Annotated in this window: 21 protein-coding genes and 1 tRNA gene; 14 read left to right on the top strand and 8 right to left on the bottom strand. The window is 49.6% G+C overall.

Going from position 1 to position 22,755, the window contains the following annotated elements:
* The first annotated feature begins 114 nt into the window (after positions 1 to 114).
* A complete protein-coding gene (locus ACLJRE_RS02085) occupies positions 115 to 1,614 on the top strand; it encodes an APC family permease (RefSeq protein WP_000475960.1) in 1,500 nt (499 codons plus the stop codon).
* Positions 1,592 to 2,149 carry a DUF3156 family protein gene (locus tag ACLJRE_RS02080; RefSeq protein WP_000100109.1) on the top strand — a complete coding sequence of 186 codons (558 nt, stop codon included), beginning with the start codon at positions 1,592 to 1,594 and terminating at the stop codon, positions 2,147 to 2,149. Before ACLJRE_RS02085 ends, ACLJRE_RS02080 begins: the two co-directional genes overlap by 23 nt.
* A 104-nt stretch (positions 2,150 to 2,253) precedes the next feature.
* Here ACLJRE_RS02080 and ACLJRE_RS02075 read toward each other — a convergent pair whose 3' ends face one another.
* Positions 2,254 to 2,937 carry a helix-turn-helix transcriptional regulator gene (locus ACLJRE_RS02075; protein ID WP_001275354.1) on the bottom strand — a complete coding sequence of 228 codons (684 nt, stop codon included), beginning with the start codon at positions 2,935 to 2,937 and terminating at the stop codon, positions 2,254 to 2,256.
* Between the two features lie 511 nt (positions 2,938 to 3,448).
* Between ACLJRE_RS02075 and ACLJRE_RS02070 the strand changes: the two genes are divergently transcribed.
* Entirely contained in the window at positions 3,449 to 4,633 is a 1,185-nt protein-coding gene (locus ACLJRE_RS02070; RefSeq protein WP_000933445.1) for an anaerobic sulfatase maturase, read from the top strand.
* A 68-nt stretch (positions 4,634 to 4,701) separates the two neighbouring features.
* A complete protein-coding gene (locus ACLJRE_RS02065; RefSeq protein WP_023196831.1) occupies positions 4,702 to 6,441 on the top strand; it encodes an arylsulfatase in 1,740 nt (579 codons plus the stop codon).
* 47 nt (positions 6,442 to 6,488) lie between these two features.
* Here the strand turns inward: ACLJRE_RS02065 and ripR are convergent, their stop codons facing one another.
* Positions 6,489 to 7,367: an itaconate degradation transcriptional regulator RipR gene (ripR, locus tag ACLJRE_RS02060; protein WP_000423168.1), complete on the bottom strand. Its 879-nt coding sequence runs from the start codon at positions 7,365 to 7,367 to the stop codon at positions 6,489 to 6,491.
* A 91-nt stretch (positions 7,368 to 7,458) separates the two neighbouring features.
* Here ripR and ripC point away from each other — a divergent pair, with 91 nt between their 5' ends.
* The 4 genes from ripC to ACLJRE_RS02040 all read left to right on the top strand — a co-directional run bounded on the left by ripC (position 7,459) and on the right by ACLJRE_RS02040 (position 10,646).
* On the top strand, positions 7,459 to 8,301 hold the full coding sequence (gene ripC / locus ACLJRE_RS02055; protein WP_001112897.1) for an itaconate degradation C-C-lyase RipC: 843 nt from the start codon (positions 7,459 to 7,461) through the stop codon (positions 8,299 to 8,301).
* Positions 8,302 to 8,324: 23 nt separating this feature from the next.
* Positions 8,325 to 8,852, top strand: coding sequence for a (R)-specific enoyl-CoA hydratase RipB/Ich (gene ripB / locus ACLJRE_RS02050; RefSeq protein ID WP_001094307.1), 528 nt, complete (start codon positions 8,325 to 8,327; stop codon positions 8,850 to 8,852).
* A 24-nt stretch (positions 8,853 to 8,876) separates the two neighbouring features.
* A complete protein-coding gene (ripA, locus tag ACLJRE_RS02045; protein WP_023229064.1) occupies positions 8,877 to 10,202 on the top strand; it encodes an itaconate CoA-transferase RipA/Ict in 1,326 nt (441 codons plus the stop codon).
* Positions 10,203 to 10,265: 63 nt separating this feature from the next.
* The gene (locus ACLJRE_RS02040) at positions 10,266 to 10,646 is read left to right on the top strand and encodes a VOC family protein (RefSeq protein WP_000582672.1); all 381 of its coding nucleotides are present in this window, start codon (positions 10,266 to 10,268) and stop codon (positions 10,644 to 10,646) included.
* Between the two features lie 158 nt (positions 10,647 to 10,804).
* Here the strand turns inward: ACLJRE_RS02040 and ACLJRE_RS02035 are convergent.
* Positions 10,805 to 10,880: transfer RNA gene (locus tag ACLJRE_RS02035), tRNA-Phe, on the bottom strand.
* 105 nt (positions 10,881 to 10,985) lie between these two features.
* Entirely contained in the window at positions 10,986 to 11,693 is a 708-nt protein-coding gene (locus ACLJRE_RS02030) for a DUF554 domain-containing protein (protein ID WP_410957299.1), read from the bottom strand.
* A 425-nt stretch (positions 11,694 to 12,118) separates the two neighbouring features.
* Between ACLJRE_RS02030 and ACLJRE_RS02025 the strand changes: the two genes are divergently transcribed.
* Positions 12,119 to 14,254 (top strand): ornithine decarboxylase, encoded by a 2,136-nt coding sequence (locus tag ACLJRE_RS02025; RefSeq protein WP_023212702.1) that lies wholly within the window; start codon positions 12,119 to 12,121, stop codon positions 14,252 to 14,254.
* A 61-nt stretch (positions 14,255 to 14,315) separates the two neighbouring features.
* Here the strand turns inward: ACLJRE_RS02025 and ACLJRE_RS02020 are convergent, their stop codons facing one another.
* The 4 genes from ACLJRE_RS02020 to mutY all read right to left on the bottom strand — a co-directional run bounded on the left by ACLJRE_RS02020 (position 14,316) and on the right by mutY (position 18,342).
* The gene (locus ACLJRE_RS02020) at positions 14,316 to 15,572 is read right to left on the bottom strand and encodes a nucleoside permease (protein WP_001049804.1); all 1,257 of its coding nucleotides are present in this window, start codon (positions 15,570 to 15,572) and stop codon (positions 14,316 to 14,318) included.
* A 216-nt stretch (positions 15,573 to 15,788) separates the two neighbouring features.
* Positions 15,789 to 16,874, bottom strand: a complete 1,086-nt coding sequence (mltC, locus tag ACLJRE_RS02015; protein ID WP_000976289.1) for a membrane-bound lytic murein transglycosylase MltC — start codon at positions 16,872 to 16,874, stop codon at positions 15,789 to 15,791.
* 112 nt (positions 16,875 to 16,986) lie between these two features.
* Complete coding sequence (locus ACLJRE_RS02010) at positions 16,987 to 17,262, bottom strand: oxidative damage protection protein (protein ID WP_000091706.1); 276 nt, start codon at positions 17,260 to 17,262, stop codon at positions 16,987 to 16,989.
* Between the two features lie 27 nt (positions 17,263 to 17,289).
* Positions 17,290 to 18,342, bottom strand: a complete 1,053-nt coding sequence (gene mutY, locus ACLJRE_RS02005; protein ID WP_001148961.1) for an A/G-specific adenine glycosylase — start codon at positions 18,340 to 18,342, stop codon at positions 17,290 to 17,292.
* A 154-nt stretch (positions 18,343 to 18,496) separates the two neighbouring features.
* Here mutY and trmB point away from each other — a divergent pair, with 154 nt between their 5' ends.
* The 5 genes from trmB to ACLJRE_RS01980 all read left to right on the top strand — a co-directional run bounded on the left by trmB (position 18,497) and on the right by ACLJRE_RS01980 (position 22,686).
* Positions 18,497 to 19,216 (top strand): tRNA (guanosine(46)-N7)-methyltransferase TrmB, encoded by a 720-nt coding sequence (trmB, locus tag ACLJRE_RS02000; protein ID WP_000786890.1) that lies wholly within the window; start codon positions 18,497 to 18,499, stop codon positions 19,214 to 19,216.
* Entirely contained in the window at positions 19,216 to 19,542 is a 327-nt protein-coding gene (locus ACLJRE_RS01995) for a YggL family protein (protein ID WP_001107574.1), read from the top strand. Before trmB ends, ACLJRE_RS01995 begins: the two co-directional genes overlap by 1 nt.
* Before the next feature lie 49 nt (positions 19,543 to 19,591).
* Positions 19,592 to 20,311, top strand: coding sequence for a DUF2884 domain-containing protein (locus tag ACLJRE_RS01990; protein ID WP_023212703.1), 720 nt, complete (start codon positions 19,592 to 19,594; stop codon positions 20,309 to 20,311).
* Positions 20,312 to 20,499: 188 nt separating this feature from the next.
* Entirely contained in the window at positions 20,500 to 21,546 is a 1,047-nt protein-coding gene (gene ansB, locus ACLJRE_RS01985; RefSeq protein ID WP_023212704.1) for an L-asparaginase 2, read from the top strand.
* A gap of 132 nt (positions 21,547 to 21,678) precedes the next feature.
* Positions 21,679 to 22,686 (top strand): DUF1202 domain-containing protein, encoded by a 1,008-nt coding sequence (locus tag ACLJRE_RS01980; protein ID WP_000252190.1) that lies wholly within the window; start codon positions 21,679 to 21,681, stop codon positions 22,684 to 22,686.
* Positions 22,687 to 22,755 lie beyond the last annotated feature (69 nt).

Raw genomic sequence — 22,755 nt, 5'->3', positions numbered from 1 at the left:
TTATTTACCGTTATCCCTCTTCAGGACGATACCTGTTAGATGCGCTGCCTGCCATAAATAAGCGTTATTCCGGAGCGGTAATTTATTGTTGTAATAATAGTGAAGAGGTTGACCATGTTTAAAAACAGACTTGCCAGCCATCTTGAACGTGGCGTTATCGGTTTCCCCACGACGCTTGCCAGCTCCGTCGGGCTGATTATGGCAAGCCCGGTGATCCTGACCGTGACCAGTGGTTTTGGCTCAGGGGGAGATACCTTTGCCCTTGCGGTATTACTGGCATTTATTATGATGCAAGCGCAGATTACCACCTTTGCCGAAGCGGCAACGCTTATTCCCACAACTGGCTCCGTCTACGACTATATTTCCTGCGGAATGGGGCGTTTTTTCGCTATCACCGGTGCGCTTTGCGCTTACCTGATCGTACACATTTTTGCCGGCACGGCAGAAACGATTCTCGCTGGCGTCATGGCGCTGGTGAACTTTGAGTCTGTTAGCGAACACGTGGCCATGCAGCACAATACCTGGATGGTTGGCGTCGGCATGGTAGTGGTTTTCGGGTTACTGAATGCCATTGGTGTTGAAGTATTTGGCAAGGTGGAAGTATTTCTTACTTTCGGTATGTGGACTACCCTGACCATCTTCGGTTTATGCGGGATCCTGTTATCCCCGGTCACTCATCATTCTGGGTGGTTTGGCGCACCGCTTGATGTCAGTAATCTTTCTGGCCTGTTTGGTTATATTGGCATGGCGATGTTTATGTTCGTCGGTTGTGAACTGGTAACGCCAATGGCGCCGGAAATTAAAAAAGCGCATCGTACGATCCCCAGAGCGATGGCGCTTGGCCTTTTAGCGGTGGCAGGTTGTATGTTCCTCTATGGCGCTGCGATTAACCGGCAGGTAAATAATGTGGTTGTCGATGCGGCAAACCATATCTTTTTACTGGATACGCCGATGGCTATTCCCGCCTTTGCCAATCGTGTCATGGGACATGTCGGGCAATACTGGCTGGGCGTGGGGTTGTTGTTAGCGGGATGTGCGACAATTAATACGCTGATGGCGGCAGTACCGCGTATTATATACGGCATGGCGCTGGACGGCGCTTTGCCGCGGTTTCTAACCTGGTTGCACCCCCGCTTTAAAACACCGGTCATCGCCATCGCATTCGGTGTTGCGATTCCCTGTTTACATGCCTGGTATCTGAATGGTGATATCGACCACATTGTTCCGCTGATCCTCGCTGCGGTCTGCGCCTGGGGAGTAGCTTATCTGCTGGTAACGTTATCGGTCGTTATCTTACGTATTCGGCGCCCCGATTTGCCACGCGCTTACCGGGCCCCCTGGTTTCCCTTACCTCAGATTATTTCGAGCGTGGGTATTATTATCGCCATTATTAATATCGCGCCTCCAGGAATGAACAGTCGGGATGTACTTATACCATTCGGTATTATGCTTGGATTGACTGCCGCCTATGCCTTATTCTGGACATTATGTGTGCAACGGGTTAATCCTTTCCTCCCACTTCCGGTAGAAGAGGTCGTGGAACGGGCGATGGGCAATTATGAAAAGCGAAACAATGAAGAGATGACGCCAGATGTCCTCCGTCCCCTGGTTTAAGAGCACATTAATGAACATGGTGTTACGTGATTTGAGCGGCTGGCGTTGTGAAAAATTGACCGAACATAGCGCCGTGCTGCATCTGAATGCATTTACCCAGGTTATCTGCCATGTTCAGCAAAAACGATTATTCATGGCCAGTATTCACAGTTGTGAATTCAGGGTGAAAGGCACAATCAATTATCCTTTGCAGGGCAAAATTCGCGTTCATCAGCCCGGATGGCTGAAACGTTATCCCGTCATTTTTACTGGCAGCAAAAGTACCGCCGGGCTGATTAACTATCTTAATCGTTTCCCCAATTTACAACAGGCACTGAGTGAACTGGATTATCGTCGGTTCACGCTGGTTTTACATCATAAGGAATGGTATTGCAGCATTGAGCTATGGGCTGCGAGCGAAGTGGTTTGTAAAATGCCGCCGCTGCGCCGTTATCTGCGGCTTGAGCGGCACCAGCGTGTTCTTCTGCTTAGTGTGATAAATATGATCAATCAGGCCATGAATCAATGGCTGCAACAGGATACCGACGCCAGATAATATGACATTTTATTGCGGCATCAGCTCAGAGGGTGGTATTAATTCAGGCATATATGACATATGGGGAAAAGACCCGCAATTGACGCGGGTTAAAAAGAACGCTTTCACATATTCAGTGAATGTTGTACCGAGGACATTCTGGTTCGGGAAACCAGTTCCGTGCGATTTATCACTTCTGTTTTAGCAAAAATATTACGTAAATGCGTTTTCACTGTTGAGAGAGATATATTCAACTGACGGGCAATCAATTTGTTGCTGGCCCCTTCGCAGACCATTCCCACAATTTCACGCTCTTTGGCGGTCAATATTGACGCCAGATCGTTGTCTTCCTGAAGAGAATCATGAATTGCCAGTCCCAGTAATGGTTGTACTGCCTGGGCTCGCAAACGCTCTTCGCTGGAAAAAGGTATATCGCGCATTAATGAAATGCCCGCGATAATACGATGGCCCCGACGAATAAAGATCTCAATCATGTCGCACACATGATTAGGTAGCATAAATTCATGATAATAATGGCGATGACGGGCACAGATACCGGGCGTCATCGTCGCTACGGTAATAACCTGCTGGCCGAACCGGGAAGGCGATAGCGGGTCTAATGGTTGAAAATGCTCCAGATATTGTTGGTGTGTGCTATTAGAAATGTTATGTAAAACATAGGCCTCTGGCTTTAAATAAGCATTAACACGATAAAAAACCGCCGACGACAGAGGAATGAGTTGCGCAATGCTCTGTAAGCAATGGAGAGTGATCCCGTCATTATGGCCAGTAGTTGATAAGGCTGACATGTTATCTCCTTCCATCCGGATGAGCGTGCCGGGACGCAGTAAAATAGTGGTATGTTGAAACATACAATTTACATTCGGTTAACACAATCATTCACATGTTAATAATGTGACGCGTGTTACGGTATTTTTTATAACTATTTGAAATAAAACAGTTTTAATTTAAATCCTGTTTGGTTTTCTAAAAAATAATTAAAAATTATTAATATAATTTTTTTCTGTCGCGGTTGACTCATCTCCTGAAAATGCCGTGGGTTCTCGTCCTTCAGGACGATATTCTTTTGAGATGCCTGTTCTATGATTTTCTGTAATAGCGCAGGTTAACAGAGACTTAATTTCTGGTTCAGACAGGATTTGCTAAATAACGTTTCAATAGCGTCATGCGCTATGCAGAAAACCGGTGTATCAATAGATACAGCCCGCTTTCGGCATTCTGCCCGCAGCACCAGACGGACGCTATTGCGAAATGTGAGTCATGTCTCCGCATCAGAAATGATAATTACAGGACAGAATAATGTTGAATCTCAACACATTACGGCAACAACAAATCCCCGTAATGACTGAATATCGCGCGCAGATACCCTTCCATATTCTGGCAAAACCCATAGGCCCTGCGTGTAATCTGGCCTGCCGCTATTGTTATTACCCACAGGGCGAAACGCCCGTAGAAAAAATGAATGAATCAACGCTGGAGGTTTTTATTTGTCGCTATATTGCGGCGCAACCTGCCAGTGCGCGTGAAATTAATTTTGTCTGGCAAGGCGGTGAACCGCTTTTAGCCGGAATCGGTTTTTATAAAAAGGTAATAGCGCTTCAACAACGATATGCGCCTGACGGCGTGACGATCAGTAATAGTCTGCAAACGAACGCGACGTTGTTAAACGATGCCTGGTGTCGTCTGTTTCGCGACAATAATTTTACTATTGGCATCAGTCTTGAGGGCAGTGAAGACTTGCAAAATTACCATCGTCCGGGCAAACGCGGCGAGTCCAGTTATCCGGCGGTGTTGCGGGGAATCACATTGTTACAACACTATCGAGTCGATTTTAACGTACTGATTGTCGTGCATGATGACATGGCTCGCCATGCGGCAGCCATCTACGATCATGTTGTTAGCCTTGGCGCTCGTTATCTGCAATTTCAGCCACTGATGAACGAAGGCAACGCCCTACAGCAACGTTACCAATTGAGTGCGGATAACTGGGGACGTTTCATGATTGATATCTGGCGTCAATGGCGCAAACGCGGCGATATGGGACGGGTTTTTGTGATCAACATTGAACAGGCATGGGCACAATATTTTACGCATATCAGCGCCACCTGTGTCCACTCCGCCCGCTGCGGCACGAATCTGGTCATGGAGCCGGACGGCAAACTCTATGCCTGCGATCATCTGATTAATAGCCAGCATTACCTGGGACAGCTTGCTAATAATACGTTAGCGCCAGCCGTAGATTCCGCAACCCGGCTTCCCTTTGGTATTAAGAAAAGCCAGCGCCGGGAGTGTCAACGGTGTTCTGTGAAAATAGTCTGCCAGGGAGGCTGCCCCGCACATATCAACAGTGCCGGCTACAACCGACTTTGTAGCGGCTATTACTCTTTTTTCACGGAGATTCTGGCTCCGCTACGCGCCTGGCCCCGGAATCTGAATGGACTGAAAGCCTGGCGTGCTGACGTTATGGGTAGATTTTCGGGCTGATGGTCCCTCTTGCCGCATTTGCTCGCCGCTCTTGTACAACATCCGTAGTCTGAAATGGGGAATAAGCCGTGAAAAAACAAGTAACACTTGCCACACTCAGCATTATCTTCTCCGGTACGGCGCACAGTACGCAAAACGAACGTCCTGATATTATTGTGATTATCGCTGATGATATGGGATATTCTGATATCACTCCCTTCGGTGGGGAAATCCCAACGCCTAATTTGCAGGCGATGGCTGAGAACGGCGTGCGGATGAGTCAATATTACACGTCTCCCATGTCTGCTCCCGCCCGTGCGATGCTATTAACCGGGAACACCAGTCAGCAAGCGGGTATAGGCGGTATGTGGTGGTATGAAAATACCATAGGTAAGGAAGGCTATGAATTGCGCCTGACTGATCGGGTGACGACCATGGCTGAACGCTTTAAAGATGCTGGTTACAATACGCTGATGGCGGGTAAATGGCATCTTGGTTTTACGCCAGGCTCGACGCCAAAAGATCGGGGCTTTCGTCATTCTTTCGCCTTGATGGGGGGAGGCGCCAGTCACTTTGATGATGCCGTGCCGCTGGGAACCGTGGAGATATTTCATACCTATTATACCCGTGACAATCAGCGCATTTCACTGCCCTCCAGTTTTTACTCCAGCGAAGCCTATGCCAGCCAGATTAATCGCTGGATCAGCGAGACGCCACGGGAACAACCTATCTTCGCGTGGTTGGCCTTTACTGCGCCACATGATCCTCTGCAGGCGCCGGATGAATGGATTAGTCGTTTTAAAAATCAGTATGAACAGGGCTATGCAGACGTCTATCGTCAGCGTATTGCTCGTTTGAAGAAACTGGGTTTCCTGCGTGATGACATACCTCTGCCAGGACTGGAACTTGATAAAGAATGGCAGGCGATGACCCCGGAACAGCAGAAATATACGGCGAAGGTGATGCAGGTTTACGCTGCTATGATCGCCAATATGGATGCACAGATTGGTACCGTTATTGAGACGTTAAAAAAGACCGGGCGCGATAAAAACACGATTCTGGTCTTCTTAAGTGATAATGGGGTGAATCCGGCAGAGGGCTTTCACTATGAATCTGAACCGGATTTTTGGAAGCAATTCGATAATCGTTACGAAAATATTGGTCGTAAAAATTCATTTATCTCTTATGGTCCCCACTGGGCTGATGTCAGCAATGCGCCTTATGGTCGCTATCACAAAACGACCAGCGGTCAGGGGGGAATTAATACCAGTTTTATGATTTCCGGTCCTGGTATCATCCATAATGGCGCCATAGATAACGCCACAATGGCGGCGTATGATGTCGCGCCCACGCTCTATGAATTTGCAGGTATTGATGTCAGTAAATCATTATCTGAAAGACCGACACTGCCAATGATCGGCGTGAGTTTTAAACGCTATCTGACCGGTGAAAGTCTGCACGCGCCTCGCACACAATATGGTGTTGAACTCCATAATCAGGCGGCCTGGATAGATGGGGAATGGAAATTGCGTCGTCTTGTCACAGTATTCCCACAGGCGGGTAATGCGCCATGGGAATTATTCAACCTGCAACGTGACCCCCTGGAAACGCATAATCTCGCAGCAGATTATGTGGATAAAGTGAAAATAATGAGCAGTGCATATGAGGCATTTGCAAAACAGACAATGGTGCTTTATGCCAAAGGCAAGCTTATCGATTATGTGGGTATCGACAGTAAAACCGGGCGTTATCTGGCTGTCGATCCACAGACATTGCAGCCAGTTCCTGCTCCGTTAGCGATTCCTTTAGACACAAAATCGGACCAATAATTATTGGTTACGTTTCAAATGATTATTCAACGCTCACGTAACTGCATTCAGCCAGTGACTTTCAGGATGAAGTTTCTCAGCGTTGGCGATGTATCGCCGCGCCGGTATGCCAGAGCCAACTTTGCGACGGGCATCTGGTCTGCAACGGGGCGGTATACTACTCCCTTGACATTAACCTGTCTCATTGAATCTGGAACCATCGACACACCCATCTCTGCCGACACAAGGTTAATGACTGACGAAATTTGCGGCACGAGTTGACCAATTTTCGGTTCAAAGCCCGCTTTACCGCAGGCCTCGATCACTGCGTCATAAAGCGACAGGCCGATTTCACGTGGGAAGAGTAAAAAAAACTCATCTTTGAGAATCGAGAGTGCAATCTGTTTACACGCCGCAGCAGGATGCGTTTCTGCCAGCACAATAACCATTGGCTCTTCAGACAGTAACCTGAGCTGGAACCGTTCATTGCCTGTAAAACCGGGTCTCAGAAAGGCAACATCCAGCGATCCTTCATTCAATTCATCAGCCAGTTGAGTTGTATTTCCTTCCTCAAGCTGCAAACGAACGTCAGGATAAGCCCGCTTGAAAGTACGGATTGCGCCGGGCACCACACTGTTAAATGCCGCAGAGGCAGTAAAACCCACCCTTAACACGCCCGATTCCCCCCTGGCAACACGCTGCGCTGCCAGCACGGCTCTTGTCGCGGTAGCAGGCATCCCTTTAACAACATCATAAAATGCTTTTCCAGCCTCGGTTAATTCCGCGCCATGAGGCACTCTCCGGAATAGCTGCGCTCCCAGCTCTCTTTCCAGATCCTTAATCTGTTGGCTTAGCGGCGGCTGACCTATGCCTAATTTTGTCGCAGCCCGCGTGAAATGCCGCTCTTCAGCGACGGCGAGAAAATAGCGAATATGGCGCAGTTCCATCCTCATCTCCAAAAGCAATTAAGAATGGCACCATCATATATTGGAAGAATGAAACCAGCGAGCGCATAGTGAGGTTAACAGGAGGTGCAATATGCCCGATATTTCTCATACACCGACACGTAGCTGGCTTTTTACCCCAGCAATTCGACCAGAACGTTTCATAAAAGCAGTTGAAAGTGCGGCGGACATTTCTATTATCGATCTTGAAGATTCCGTCACCCCGAATGACAAGGCGCAGGCCCGGAAAATTGCGATGCAGTTCCTTTCATCCCGACCAAACTCATCGCTGAAAATAGCATTAAGAATTAATGGAATGAATACTCATGCTGGCATTGAAGACCTGCATATGTTACTGGAATGCCGTTTTTTTCCTGATTACATTATTCTTCCGAAAACAGAGTCAGCCGCGCACCTGCAAATCGTGGATAGTCTTATCATGATGGCTGGTTCTGATACTCGCCTTATTGGCATTATTGAGTCAGTTGTTGGGCTTAATGCCGTAGAGTCTATTGCGGACGCCACCCCCAGACTCTGCGGGTTGATGTTTGGCGCCGCAGATATGGCGGCTGACATTGGCGCCACACCCGCCTGGGAGCCTCTTGCGCTGGCGCGGGCCAGAATAGTGGCTGCCTGCGCTATGAAAGGGCTTCTTGCAATAGATGCTCCCTTCTTTGATATAGGCGATTTTTCAGGTCTGAAAGAGGAAACGCTGCAGGCGCTCAGTTTTGGTTTTTCTGCAAAATCGGCTATTCACCCCGCTCAGATTAGTGTAATCAACGCCGCATTTACTCCTACAACGGCAGAAATTAATCATGCTCGTGCAGTACTGACAGAGAATGCCAAAGGCGTCGGGATCGTTAGCGGCATGATGATAGATGCAGCCGTTGCCCGTCAGGCCCGGAGATTACTCGCCCGGGCAGGGATCTTTTCCTGATTTTATTAACAGAGGAATTGATTATGAACACGTTATTACCCGCTTATAAAACCATTAGCGAGGGGCGCTACCGAGAAATTTCGGGTCTTTACTGGGAGGATTTTCATCCCGGTGATGTTTTTGAACATCGTCCCGGCCGGACGGTTCTGGACGCCGATAATGTGTGGTTTACCCTGCTCACTCTCAATGTGCAGCCGGTCCATTTCGATGCGGCTTACGCCAGCAAAACGGAATGGAAAAAGTTACTGGTTGATTCAACGTTCACTCTGGCGCTTTTAACCGGTATGAGCGTGCGTACTGTCAGCGCCAAGGTCGTGGCCAATCTTGGCTGGGATAAGGTACAAGCCGTCCATCCGGTTTTCGCAGGGGATACACTTTATGCTGAAAGCACTGTACTCAGCAAACGCCTGTCAAATAGTCGCCCGGGACAAGGCATCGTTACCGTTCGGACATGTGGTATTAACCAGAATGGTGTAGAGGTCATGCGCTTCGAACGAACAATGTTAGTTTATTGCTGTGGATGTTCGCCTGAAGAAGACGCCGCTTATTGAGAAATCGCCCTGAGGTTTAGAGTCATGATGAATGTTAATGCAGTGTATGCCGAAAAATGCGTGACGCCTGACGAGGCGGTTACTTTAATTACCTCCGGCAGTCACCTCTCTATGGGAATGTTTGCAGCAGAGCCTCCAGCTTTGCTGAATGCGCTGGCAAAGCGAGCGAAAAGGGGAGAAATCAACGATCTGCGGGTTTACTGTTATGAAACAGCCAGCATTGCCGGGAACACTATTTTCCGTTATGAGCTAAGTGACTATATTCATCTCTACAGTATGTTTATTACCGGTATTGAACGGGCTTTAATACGTCAGGGGATTGAGAGTTCCGGGCGAAAAATAGTTAACTATGTACCTTCAAATTTTCATCAGGCGACGCGATTACTGGCTGATGATATTGGTATTGATACCTTTATTCACACCGTGTCCCCTATGGATAAGTATGGCTATTTTAATTTTGGAACTGGAAACGATTATTCCACCCGGATTGCGAGGACAGCTAAAAAGCTTATTGTCGAAGTTAACAAATATATGCCGCGCGTTCATGGAGAAGGTGCTGCAATCCATATTTCAGAAATTGACGCCATTGTTGAAAACCATGTCCCTTTAATTGAACTACCAATACGTACTGCCGTAGCCGAAGATATTGCTATCAGTCAGATTATCGCCTCTCTTGTGCCAGATGGCGCTTGTCTCCAGATGGGGGTCGGCGCATTACCGGAGCTCATCTGTAATGCGCTCAAGGAACATAATGATCTGGGGGTCCATACAGAGGCGCTGAATCCGGGGTTGGTAAGTTTGATTCAACAAGGCGTCGTTACCAACCAGCGTAAAAATATCGACCGGGGAATGTCTGTATTTACTTTTGCTATGGGACAAAAGGATATGTATGACTATCTCAACGACAACCCCTCTTTTTTTAGTCGGCCTGTCGATTATGTTAACGATCCGGGGATCATTGCGCAAAATGAGAATGTTGTCTCCATTAACGCTACCTTACAAATCGATCTCACTGGTGCCTGTAACTCTGAATATTTGCTTGGACACCAGTACAGTGCTTCAGGAGGGCAATTGGATTTTGTCAGAGGCGCATATGCATCTAAAGGAGGTCGTTCCATTATTACGACCCGCTCAACGGCCGCGAATGATACGATTTCTCGTATTGTTCCCCGCCTTGAGGGGCCTGTAACAACCCCACGAACGGATACGCACTGGATAGTCACTGAATTTGGCTCCGTAAACCTGAAGGGGCTCTCTTCAACCGAGCGTGCGCTCAGGATCATTGAATTGGCGCATCCCAATTTTCGGCAGCAACTTAGAGTAGATGCAAAAAAAATGCATCTGATTTAAAAGTAGGTTAATGCTATTTTTAATGTAGCATCCCCAAAATATAAACATCATGAGTCTATTCAAATGATAATTGACAGAATTGATCACCTTGTATTAACGGTATCTGATATATCAACCACAATAAGATTCTACGAAGAGGTACTTGGTTTTTCTGCGGTAACATTTAAACAAAACAGAAAAGCGTTAATATTTGGAGCGCAAAAAATTAACCTCCATCAGCAAGAAATGGAGTTCGAACCAAAAGCGAGTAGACCAACGCCGGGATCTGCCGATTTATGTTTTATTACATCGACACCGATAAATGATGTTGTGTCTGAGATCTTACAGGCAGGCATTCCCATTGTTGAAGGCCCGGTTGAGAGAACTGGAGCTACAGGCGAGATAATGTCTATCTACATCAGGGACCCTGATGGAAACTTAATTGAAATTTCGCAGTATGTTTAATGTTAAAACTTACTATTGCTGCCTTTATTATGATCACGCATCCGTTTATATTGGTCTAATGGAGATCATATGGCAATAATTTCTGGAAAGAGTCTATGTTCAAACTTATTGACTTGAAGACATCGAGGAATTCATAAGGAAGCATAAAAAAGGAAAGGTGGTGCCCGGACTCGGAATCGAACCAAGGACACGGGGATTTTCAATCCCCTGCTCTACCGACTGAGCTATCCGGGCAACGAGGCGCATTAAACCGTAATCGCCTCGCTTCGTCAACGAAATTTCTTCAAATCAACGTAGACTGCACAATCTATCACCACTTTGTTGTTATTGCACGCAGAGTCAGGCAAAAAACATCGCCCATGCGGCGGAGATCGGCATCGCCAGCAACAGCGCCGGGAGCATATTCACTACCGGAAACATTTTGATTCCACATACACGCAAGCCGGTTGCCACCAGCAGCAGTCCGCCCACAGCGCTAAAGTCGCCCATCATTGCCGGCGTGGTCAGCGGAAGAATGAGAGTGGCGCAGGCGGCAAGCGTTAACTGGATAATCAACATCGGTGCGCAAATCGCCGAAACGGCGATGCCAAGCGAACAGGCGAAAATAATGGCAGTGAAAAAATCCAGAAAAGATTTAGCGATCAAAATGTTTGGATCGCCGGTCATCCCTTCATGCATCGCGCCGAAAATACCGGTGCCACTGGCGCAAAAAAGTACAATGATAGCGACGTAACTTTGAATAAATGAGTCGTGCGTTGGCTTATTACCCGATGCCATAAATAATTGTTGGATTTTCGCGACTGCGCCATTAATGCCTTTTTCCAGCAAAAAAAACTCGCCGATAAGCGCGCCGACCAGCGTCGCCAGCACCATCACCGGAAGATTAGCGCACTTCATCACCAGCAGAATGCCAATACCCAGAGAGCACAGACCAAAAATAGACGTCATTGAGACGCGAATCCGTTCTGGCAGACGCTGACTTAACAGCGCGCCAATAACGCCGCCGAATAAAATTGCGCCAGCGTTAATAAAAGGTCCAATTACCACAATGACTCCTGTTATTTGTCTTTCAAATTGCCTTATTATCACGCGATTAAGCTGTTAATAGCTTGATTATCTGTGACGTATAGAGCGCTGATTTTACCTTGCGCCGTCTGGTGAAAGGTGCCATGATTGCGCGAAATTTCTCCTGCCAGCATGGGGCTCGCCGGGATGAACATAGCGCCTTTATATTGTCTTCACTGTCGCCTGACTGCGCGAGGTTTGCCCCTTTCTTTCCTTTTTTTTGTCGTCCCCGCTATGCGGTGAGGGCAGCGCACGCTCACTGCAGGACAACAGTAAAATCAGAAACAGTCTGTTTTTACTGATGTCTGGCGGTCGGAGCTGGTATCCAGTTTGACCCGGCATCTCGTTGGGCAAGGCATCGGGCTTTGTCCGGGGTTACTCTACTCCCGAAACGGGTATTTGCGCTTATGAAATCAATGAATATTGCCGCCAGCGGTGAACTCATCCCCCGTCTCTCCACCCACCGAAACGTAGTGGCGCTGGACAGTACCGACTTTACCGATGTGGCCGCAGTCGTCATTACCACTGCCGACAGCCGTAGCGGTATTCTGGCGTTGCTTAAACGCACCGGTTTTCACCTGCCGGTGTTTATGCTTGTGGATGAACCCGTCAGCGCGCCTGCCGGCGTTACGGCGGTAATAGGTGGGAACGCGCAGGAATGGCTGGAGCTGGAAAACGCAGCCTGTCGCTACGAAGCGGAACTTCTGCCGCCCTTTTATGGCACCCTGACCCAGTATGTCGACATGGGGAATAGTACCTTTGCTTGCCCGGGGCACCAGCATGGCGAGTTTTTTAGAAAACATCCCGCAGGCCGTCATTTTTATGACTTTTTTGGTGAAAATCTGTTTCGTGCGGATATGTGTAACGCCGATGTGAAACTTGGCGATCTGCTCATACATGAAGGTTCTGCCAAACACGCGCAGAAATTTGCGGCAAAAGTGTTTAATGCGGATAAAACCTACTTTGTGCTGAATGGGACTTCGGCGGCGAATAAAGTGGTCACTAACGCCCTGCTGACGCGCGGCGATCTGGTGCTGTTTGATCGTAATAATCACAAATCCAACCACCACGGCGCCCTGATTCAGGCCGGGGCGACGCCAGTCTATCTTGAAGCAGCGCGTAACCCGTTTGGTTTTATCGGTGGTATTGATGCGCACTGTTTTGATGAAACGTACCTGCGCGACCAGATTCGTGACGTGATGCCGGAAAGCGCCGATGCATCGCGTCCGTTCCGCCTGGCGATCATTCAGCTGGGTACCTATGACGGCACTATTTACAACGCCCGTCAGGTGGTGGATAAAATCGGGCATCTCTGCGATTACATTCTGTTTGACTCCGCGTGGGTAGGCTATGAGCAGTTTATCAATATGATGGCGGATACCTCGCCGTTGCGGCTGGAGCTTAATGAAAACGACCCTGGGATCTTTGTGACCCAATCGGTACATAAGCAACAGGCGGGGTTCTCACAAACCTCGCAGATCCACAAAAAAGATAACCATATTCGCGGCCAGGCGCGTTTTTGCCCGCACAAACGCCTGAACAACGCCTTCATGTTGCACGCCTCGACCAGTCCGTTCTACCCGCTGTTTGCGGCGCTGGATATCAATGCCAAAATCCACGAAGGGGAGAGCGGTCGCCGCCTGTGGGCGGAGTGCGTTGCGCTGGGCATTGATGCGCGTAAAGCCATTCTCGCCCGTTGCAAACTGCTTCAGCCCTTTATCCCACTGGTTGTTGACGGCAAGCCGTGGCAGGCATATCCGACGGAGACCATTGCCAGCAATCGTCGTTTCTTCAGTTTTGAGCCCGGGGCGAAATGGCATGGCTTTGAGGGTTATGCGGATGACCAGTATTTTGTCGACCCCTGTAAACTGTTACTGACCACGCCAGGTATTGATGCCGATAGTGGGCAGTACATCGAATTCGGCATCCCGGCGACCATTCTCGCCCACTATCTGCGTGAGAACGGTATTGTGCCTGAGAAGTGCGATCTCAACTCGATTCTGTTCTTGCTGACACCCGCTGAGAGCGAAGAGAAACTGGCGCGGCTGGTCGCGATGCTGGCGCAATTTGAACGGCACATTGAAGACGATACGCCGCTTGCGGATGTATTGCCGACGGTTTTTCAGAAATACCCGGTTCGCTACCGCGATTACACCCTGCGTGAGCTATGTCAGGAGATGCACAACCTGTACGTTAGCTTTGACGTTAAGGATCTGCAAAAAGCGATGTTCCGCAAAGAAAGCCTGCCGCATGTGGCGATGAACCCACAGGACGCCAACAGCGCCTTTATTCGCGGCGATGTAGAGCTGGTGCGTATCAGCGAGGCGGACGGGCGTATTGCTGCCGAGGGGGCATTGCCATACCCGCCGGGCGTACTGTGCGTGGTGCCGGGGGAGATTTGGGGCGGCGCGGCGCAGCGTTATTTTTTGGCGCTGGAAGAGGGCATCAATCTGTTGCCCGGTTTTTCGCCGGAATTGCAGGGAGTGTATAGCGAGACCGATGCCGATGGAATTCAACGCTTGTACGGATATGTTTTAAAGTAACGTTGCCTGCAGGCCGGATAAGGCATTTACGCCTTATCCGGCCTGCGAAACAGGGCAAGAATTAATGTGCGACGGGTTGCGAACTTGCCGGAACGCGAACGTGTTTGTATTTGAACAAGGCTACGAACGCAAAGGCCAGCACCAGCGAGTAGCCTGCGAAGATGAGCCACACGGTCTGCCAGTCGGTAATGCCGTTTTGAGTGTAATACTCCACCACTTTACCGCTCACAATGCCGCCCAGGATACAGCCGAAGCCGTTGGTCATCATCAGGAACATCCCCTGCGCGCTGGCGCGGATTTCCGGGCGTACTTCTTTTTCGACAAACACCGAGCCAGAAATGTTGAAGAAATCGAAGGCGCAGCCGTACACAATCATCGACAGTACCAGCAGAACGGTACCGAACGGCGTCGGGTCGCCATAAGCGAACAGGCCGAAACGCAGCATCCACGCCACAATACTGATAAGCATAACGTTCTTAATACCATAACGGCTCAGGAAGAACGGAATGGTCAGGATGAATAACGTTTCAGAAATCTGCGAAATCGACATCATCACCGAGGCGTGCTGCACGATAAAGCTACTGGCGAATAGCGGATCTTTATCAAAGCTATGCAGGAAGGTGTTGCCAAACATGTTGGTGATCTGCAGTTCCGCGCCCAGCATCATGGAGAAGATGAAGAAAATCGCCATCCGCTTATTTTTAAACAGCGCAAAAGCGTCAAGGCCCAGCATTGATGTCCAGCTCTGGTTTTTCTGTTGGTTCGCCACCGGAATGTGCGGCAGGGTAAAGGTAAACAGTACCAGCAGAACAGAAAGCGTCGCGCCGATATAAAGCTGCATATGGCTCAGCTCGAAACCGGAGAAACTCACGCCCCACATCGCCAGAATAAAGCCAATGGTGCCCCAGATACGGATAGGCGGGAAGTCAGTCACAATATCCATGCCGGCAGACTGCAGGCGGTAATACGATATTGTATTGATCAAGCCCAACGTCGGCATATAGGCCAGCGAGTTAAGCAGGATCACAAAGAACATCGCCCCAGGCGTAGTGACTTCCGCGGCCATGAATAGCGTGATGGCGCCGACGACATGACACAGGGCATAGACCCATTTCGCGCTCAGCCATTTGTCAGCCACAATGCCTAGCAAGGTCGGCATAAAGACGGCGGCAATCCCCAGTGAACTATAAACTGCGCCAATAGATGCGCCGTCAAATTTTAAGGTGACGAACATATACGAGCCCAGGGTAGTGAGCCAGCTTCCCCACAGACAGAACTGCAGAAAAGAGAGTATTTTAAGCTGCAGCTTAAGATTCATGTTAATTTCCTCACACCTGAGAGCGGATGAATGTTTTAAAAGGCACATTTGCCGTTGTGATTTGGTGTGATTCTATCAATGAGAGGCGGGCTTTTTTTGTTACCTGTGACAAATATTTGCAAACAATTTCTGATTGCAAAGCAAAAGGGTGACGGAGTTAACACTTTTTCCTTTCCCGCCTCTGTCATTTGCTGGCCAGAGGCGGGATGCGATGGTTTATCGGCGGCGATACGATCGCTGGGCGGAATTCACCTTGTACAGATAGCGGCGCGACTCCGCAGATGGATGTCGGGTGGTTAATATCTGGTACACATCCCCCGGCGACATGCGGTTAATCATATTCGCGGCCTGAATCTTATCGTTCGAGAATACGCGTAATACGCTGCCTGCGCCGCCATTGTAGGCGGTAATGACCGCATAGCGCCGCGACGTCGGATTCTCAATACCGCTCAGATAGACATTATTCAACATTGCCAGATACGCTGTGCCGGTATCGATATTGCTGGCGGGGTCGAACAGGAAGTTACGGCTTGGCGTGCCGGACTTACCCTGAGAACGGAAAACATCTTTCCCGGCGCTGTGTTGCACCACCTGCATCAGGCCCAGCGCATCCGCGTGGCTGACCGCATACGGGTTAAACGAGGACTCCGTTTGCATAATCGCCAGAATCAGCGACTCGTCAACGCCGTATTTACGGGAGGCCTGGCGTACCATGCCAATATATTTATGCGCGCGTTTATCAAGGTGGTTCGGCACCAGATTAATGGTGACGCTGTAAATAATACGCAGGCCGTTACTGCGGCTTTTGAGCCGCGTTTTCAGCAAGTAATCCGCGAATGTCGTGGCGCGGCCTTCCCAGCGAATAGGCTGGCCGGTATTGTCGAGGACCTGACCATACAGGAAGGGTTCTTTAGAAATTTTTATGTCATCGACATCGGAGTAAAGATCGACGGAGGTTGGGTCGTCACCCATGAGCAACGTTTTAATAATGGCCCGGCGCAGATGTGCGGTAGGTTCCGTCCCGGCGATGGTTTCAACGGTAATGGTCCCATCATCAAAGTTGATGTGGCTGCGGGTCTGGAACTGATCGGTATATTTGACGTAGTCTTTCGGCCCGGCGATCAGGACTTCCTTATATCCCCACAGATTTTCAATATTGTTGGCAAATTGCCCCATCAAAATATCAAAGCCGTTGGTATCCTTGACCCAGGCTTCATTATACGTCTCGCCTTTTTTGGTCGAACTGGAGCAGGAGATGAGCAACGGCGCAATAACAGCAAGCGCGAGTAATTTTTTCATCATTCCGGGAGTGCATGTTGTGTTGTCGTTATGCCATGTTGCCGGGCAGCGGCGCTAAGGGCTTATCCGGCATAACTCACAGGCCGAATAAGCGCAGCGTCATTCAGCAACGGGCCTATTTTTTATCTTCCGGCGTATAACCTTCGATATGAACGTCTTTGCCTTCGAACAGGAAGCTCACCATCTCCTGTTCCAGCAGCTTACGGTGCTCGGCGTTCATCATGTTGAGCTTTTTCTCGTTAATCAACATGGTCTGCTTATGCTGCCACTGCGCCCACGCGTCCTTAGAGATCTCGTTATAGATACGTTTTCCCAGTTCGCCAGGGTAGAGCTGAAAATCTTGCCCTTCAGCGTCGCGTTGCAGGTAAGTACAAAAAATCGTTCTACTCATAAGTGATCCTCTTCATCGACCGGGGCGTTAAACTGGCGCTCCGGTACGTAACTGCTGTAACAAGCGCTCCACGGGGGCCGCCAGTCCGACTGACGGCGGTTGCGCTAAGTTATACCAGAGCGCGCTGCCTTCATCCATGCAGGCGTCCAGTGACGACACGGGAAGCCACATAGGCACAATATCCAGGTGGAAATGGCTAAATGTGTGGCGAAACGCGTTAAGCTGGGTCAAATTATCAGCGTTAACATGCCGTTGCGCCAGCCATTCACGTAATTCATCTTCGCTGGCGAACTGCGGGAAGCAGTAGAGTCCGCCCCATAAACCGCTGGGAGGGCGCTGCGCCAGGAAAATCTCCTGATTATGCTGTAACAATAAAAAGTAACCCGTCCGCTCCGGTAACGTCTGTTTCGGTTTCTTGCCCGGATAGCGTGACCAGCTTTCATGCGCAGCGGCGATACAACTGTTTTGCAGCGGACACAGGGTGCACTTTGGCTTTGAACGCGTACAAACCATCGCGCCCAGATCCATCATCGCCTGATTAAAACGCTCCACGCCGCGTGCGGGCGTCACTTGCTCGCTCAACGTCCACAGCGTATTCTCCACCTCTTTTTTTCCAGGCCAGCCGCTAACAGCATAACAGCGAGCCAGCACACGTTTAACGTTTCCATCAAGAATCGGATAATGTTTACCTAACGCGAGGGAGAGAATTGCGCCGGCGGTTGAACGTCCGACGCCGGGGAGCGCGGCGATTTCGGCAAAAGTTTGCGGGAATTCTCCACCGTGAAGCGTCGCTACCTGTTGCGCCGCTTTATGCAAATTACGCGCGCGGGCGTAATAGCCGAGCCCGGTCCATAAATGGAGCACTTCATCCAGCGGCGCATTCGCTAAATCCGTCACCGTGGGAAAGCGCGCCATAAATCGCTCAAAGTAAGGAATCACCGTCGTCACCTGCGTTTGTTGCAACATGACTTCCGAGAGCCATACTTTGTAAGGCGTCTTGTTAATTTGCCAGGGCAGCGTTTTCCGCCCGTATTTGTCGTACCAGTCCAGAACCTGGGCTGAAAATTGAGACGCTTGCATGGAAACTCATTCATTATTGCCGGGGGCAAGATTGCAGCACAGAGGCCGCAGGGTGTAAACCGGAACTTTCCGCAGTGCGCTTCATGCTTGCATCCGGCAACTAACTTTGGATAATGCCCGTTTTCAGAACTCAAACACAGCAGACTACACTTTTATGAAAAACGACGTCATTTCACCGGAATTTGATGAAAACGGTCGCCCGCTGCGCCGTATTCGTAGTTTTGTTCGTCGCCAGGGGCGACTGACAAAGGGGCAAGAGCACGCGCTGGAAAACTACTGGCCGGTGATGGGCGTCGAGTTCAGCGAAGCGCCGGTAGATTTCGCCACGTTGTTTGGTCGCGAAGCGCCGGTGACGCTGGAGATTGGTTTTGGCATGGGGGCGTCTCTCGTGGCGATGGCGAAAGCTCGCCCGGAGCAGAATTTCCTCGGCATTGAAGTGCATTCGCCCGGCGTCGGCGCGTGCCTGGCGTCCGCTCATGAAGAGGGCGTTGAAAACCTGCGCGTCATGTGCCACGACGCGGTAGAAGTGTTGCATAAAATGATTCCTGACAATTCTTTATCGATGGTTCAGCTCTTTTTCCCTGACCCGTGGCATAAAGCGCGTCATAATAAACGCCGTATCGTTCAGGTGCCGTTTGCTGAACTGGTATTGAGCAAGCTGAAATTGGGCGGCGTTTTCCATATGGCGACCGACTGGGAAGCGTATGCGGAACACATGCTTGAAGTCATGTCTTCTATCGACGGGTACAAAAATCTGTCAGAGAGCAATGATTATGTACCGCGCCCGGAATCGCGCCCGGTAACGAAATTTGAACAACGTGGCCATCGTCTTGGTCATGGCGTATGGGACTTAATGTTCGAGAGGGTGAAATAATGGCAAAGAACCGTAGTCGTCGTCTGCGTAAAAAAATGCACATTGACGAATTCCAGGAATTAGGATTTTCGGTGGCATGGCGTTTTCCGGAAGGTACATCTGAAGAGCAGGTCGATAAGACTGTCGATGACTTTATTAATGACGTTATTGAGCCCAATAAACTGGCGTTTGACGGCAGCGGCTACCTGGCCTGGGAAGGGCTGATTTGTATGCAGGAAATCGGTAAATGTACCGAAGAACATCAGGCGATTGTGCGTAAGTGGCTGGAAGCGCGCAACCTTGAAGAAGTCCGAACCAGCGAACTTTTCGACGTTTGGTGGGACTAATGAGTACAGGGTCGGCAAATGCCGGCCCGCTTTGTCTTGAGGGAAAGTTATGATGCGCAAAACGCTGCTGGCGGCAGTGCTAACGTTGACGGCGATGGCCGCTCATGCAGATTACAAATGCAGTGTCACGCCGCGTGACGATGTGATCCTGAGTCCACAAACGGTGCAGGTGAAAGGTGAAAACGGCAACCTGGTGATCACGCCGGACGGCAATGTGATGTACAACGGTAAGCAGTACACCCTTAGCGCCGCGCAACGCGAGCAAGCGAAAGATTACCAGGCGGAACTGCGAAGCGCGCTGCCGTGGATTGATGAGGGCGCCCGATCGCGCGTCGAAAAAGGCCGCGTGGCGCTGGATAAAATCATCGCTAAAGAGGTGGGCGAAAGCAGCAACATGCGTAGCCGTCTGACGAAGCTTGATGCGCAATTAAAAGCGCAAATGAACCGTATTATCGAACATCGTACGGACGGCCTGACGTTCCACTATAAGGCTATCGACCAGGTGCGTGCCGACGGTCAGCAGTTGGTGAATCAGGCGATGGGCGGTATTTTGCAGGACAGCATTAACGAAATGGGCGCCAAAGCGGTGCTTAAAGGCGGCGGCAATCCTTTACAGGGCGTGATGGGCAGTCTCGGTGGTTTGCAAACCGCTATCCAGAATGAATGGAAAAACCAGGAGAAAGATTTCCAGCAGTTTGGCAAAGATGTCTGTAGCCGCGTAGTAACCTTAGAAGATAGCCGCAAAACGCTGGTTGGTAGCCTGAAGTAATCTTTCCTTTTTAAACAATGGCGTAGATCGTATCTGCGCCTTTTTATTCTGTTTTTTCCTGCATTTTGTTATCCATCTCTAAAAAATACTCTCTGTTGGATATATATCGCTGGTTAATCGTATGACATCACATTATTCGTCTGCAATATAGGGATAATGCGACCAGTTGACATAACTGGAGATATAACATGGAGTTTTTCAGGAAAACGGCATTAGCTGCTCTGGTAATGGGTTTCAGCGGCGCAGCGTTCGCTTTACCGAATATCACCATCTTAGCGACCGGCGGAACGATCGCTGGCGGCGGTGATTCAGCAACAAAATCAAATTATACGGCAGGTAAAGTCGGTGTCGAAAATCTGGTGGATGCCATTCCTCAATTGAAGGACATTGCGGTAGTGAAAGGCGAGCAGGTCGTTAACATTGGCTCGCAGGATATGAACGATGAAGTCTGGCTCACGCTGGCGAAAAAAATCAACACCGAGTGCGACAGCACCGACGGTTTCGTGATCACCCACGGTACTGATACGATGGAAGAGACCGCTTATTTCCTCGATCTGACCGTGAAATGCAATAAACCGGTGGTACTGGTCGGCGCGATGCGTCCCTCCACGTCAATGAGCGCAGATGGCCCGTTCAACCTCTATAATGCGGTAGTAACAGCGGCTGATAAACAGTCTGCCAACCGCGGCGTGCTGGTGGTAATGAATGATACCGTCATGGACGGACGCGACGTCACTAAGACCAATACGACTGACGTGGCGACGTTTAAAGCGGTTAACTACGGCCCACTGGGTTATATCCACAACGGTAAAATTGACTACCAGCGTACGCCAGAGCGTAAACATACCACCTCCACCCCGTTCGACGTGTCGAAGCTGACCGCGTTGCCGAAAGTCGGTATCGTTTATAACTATGCGAATGCGTCCGATCTGCCGGCAAAAGCGCTGGTAGACGCGGGTTATGACGGGATCGTGAGCGCAGGTGTGGGTAACGGCAACCTGTATAAAACGGTCTTTGATACCCTGGCGACCGCTGCGCACAACGGTACGGTAGTGGTGCGTTCTTCACGTGTGCCGACTGGCGCAACCACGCAGGATGCGGAAGTTGACGATGCAAAATACGGCTTTGTCGCCTCCGGCACGCTGAACCCGCAAAAAGCGCGTGTTTTACTGCAACTGGCGTTAACCCAGACTAAAGATCCAAAACAGATCCAGACGATGTTCAATCAGTATTAAAGATAATGCCCCGGTCGGAAGGCCGGGGCTATCTTTGGAAGACCTCTCGCACAATCAACACTATTATCTTGCTAATTATCATCCTGGTTATGATAATCGTGGGCGTCATGTCTCTGGACGGGAGGTCCACAAGTGGTTCGACAATGGATTGCTGGCGCAGCGCTGTTTGCCCTGATTTCAGGCTATAGTTGGGCAGAGGTTGCTCAACCCTCCGATAACATCTTAAAAGAACAGTTTAGTAAGCAGTACCACGGCATACTTAAACTGGATTCCATTACCTTAAAAAATCTTGATTCGAGGGGCAATCAGGCCACCTGGTCTGCCGAAGGGGATATTTCTTCCCGTGAAGATATGTATACCGGCGTTGGTATGGCGGCGGATTATTATTTTGTTGAAAAAACCTGGACCAAAGATCGTCCCGTTAAATTTTCTGCCATGTTGACCAGCAAAGGGACGCCAGCCTCTGGCTGGACGGTGAGCTATTACTCATTACAAATGGCAGCCAGCGATCAGGGCCGGGCTATTGACGACATTAAAACGAATGATAAATACCTGATCGTCAACAGCGATGACTTTAACTATCGGTTTGGCAACATTGAAGCTTCCTGGCGTGCGCAGAAAGCGTCGATCCCCGGTCTTGAAGAACAACTCTTTGCCCTGGATAAGAAAATAGCGGTAGCTAAAAAAGAAGCGGACGCATATTGGGGAAAAGGTGCTGATGGGAAACCGTTGACCCGCGCCGAGGCGTTTAAAAAGACGTTAAAAGAGCGCGATGATTATGTAAAAGCCAACGATAGCAGCGTATATGCCGAGAAATACGAAAAAGAGGTCTATCAACCGGCATTAGACGCGTGCCGTAAGCAGAGTGAGCCGTGCAATGAAGCGGCTATTCAGCAGAAAAGAGATTTAGACATACACGAGCAGCGGCGGCAGGTATTTTTGAAATCAGAAGAACTGCGTCGAAAAGCGCAGAATGACTGGATAACGTTAGAGAAAGGACAATATCCGCTGAATATAGCGGTACAGAAACTTCAGATGCAACAGAGTGATATCCGCATGAAAATCATGGATATTAATGACGGTTACGAGCGCTGGAAAAAAGATACGGACGATTTACGTCGTAAAGGGGTTATTAAATAATGCGCTTGCCGGCGGCGCATTAACCGCCACAGGTCGGTAAGCGTCGCGCCATCAGGTATTTTACCCGCT

The sequence above is a fragment of the Salmonella sp. SAL04157 genome (assembly GCF_046551635.1).
GTDB classification, from domain to species: Bacteria; Pseudomonadota; Gammaproteobacteria; order Enterobacterales; family Enterobacteriaceae; genus Salmonella; species Salmonella enterica.
The sequence above is the reverse complement of the archived record's forward strand: the minus strand, read 5'-3'. Positions and strand labels throughout refer to the sequence as shown.

Excerpts from the sequence above, each read along its gene's own strand:
- ACLJRE_RS02085 (WP_000475960.1), top strand. The coding sequence starts at position 115 with ATGTTTAAAAACAGACTTGCCAGCCATCTTGAACGTGGCGTTATCGGT.
- ACLJRE_RS02080 (WP_000100109.1), top strand. The coding sequence starts at position 1,592 with ATGTCCTCCGTCCCCTGGTTTAAGAGCACATTAATGAACATGGTGTTA.
- ACLJRE_RS02075 (WP_001275354.1), bottom strand. The coding sequence starts at position 2,937 with ATGTCAGCCTTATCAACTACTGGCCATAATGACGGGATCACTCTCCAT.
- ACLJRE_RS02070 (WP_000933445.1), top strand. The coding sequence starts at position 3,449 with ATGTTGAATCTCAACACATTACGGCAACAACAAATCCCCGTAATGACT.
- ripR (WP_000423168.1), bottom strand. The coding sequence starts at position 7,367 with ATGGAACTGCGCCATATTCGCTATTTTCTCGCCGTCGCTGAAGAGCGG.
- ripC (WP_001112897.1), top strand. The coding sequence starts at position 7,459 with ATGCCCGATATTTCTCATACACCGACACGTAGCTGGCTTTTTACCCCA.
- ripB (WP_001094307.1), top strand. The coding sequence starts at position 8,325 with ATGAACACGTTATTACCCGCTTATAAAACCATTAGCGAGGGGCGCTAC.
- ripA (WP_023229064.1), top strand. The coding sequence starts at position 8,877 with ATGATGAATGTTAATGCAGTGTATGCCGAAAAATGCGTGACGCCTGAC.
- ACLJRE_RS02040 (WP_000582672.1), top strand. The coding sequence starts at position 10,266 with ATGATAATTGACAGAATTGATCACCTTGTATTAACGGTATCTGATATA.
- ACLJRE_RS02025 (WP_023212702.1), top strand. The coding sequence starts at position 12,119 with ATGAAATCAATGAATATTGCCGCCAGCGGTGAACTCATCCCCCGTCTC.
- ACLJRE_RS02020 (WP_001049804.1), bottom strand. The coding sequence starts at position 15,572 with ATGAATCTTAAGCTGCAGCTTAAAATACTCTCTTTTCTGCAGTTCTGT.
- mltC (WP_000976289.1), bottom strand. The coding sequence starts at position 16,874 with ATGATGAAAAAATTACTCGCGCTTGCTGTTATTGCGCCGTTGCTCATC.
- ACLJRE_RS02010 (WP_000091706.1), bottom strand. The coding sequence starts at position 17,262 with ATGAGTAGAACGATTTTTTGTACTTACCTGCAACGCGACGCTGAAGGG.
- mutY (WP_001148961.1), bottom strand. The coding sequence starts at position 18,342 with ATGCAAGCGTCTCAATTTTCAGCCCAGGTTCTGGACTGGTACGACAAA.
- trmB (WP_000786890.1), top strand. The coding sequence starts at position 18,497 with ATGAAAAACGACGTCATTTCACCGGAATTTGATGAAAACGGTCGCCCG.
- ACLJRE_RS01995 (WP_001107574.1), top strand. The coding sequence starts at position 19,216 with ATGGCAAAGAACCGTAGTCGTCGTCTGCGTAAAAAAATGCACATTGAC.
- ACLJRE_RS01990 (WP_023212703.1), top strand. The coding sequence starts at position 19,592 with ATGATGCGCAAAACGCTGCTGGCGGCAGTGCTAACGTTGACGGCGATG.
- ansB (WP_023212704.1), top strand. The coding sequence starts at position 20,500 with ATGGAGTTTTTCAGGAAAACGGCATTAGCTGCTCTGGTAATGGGTTTC.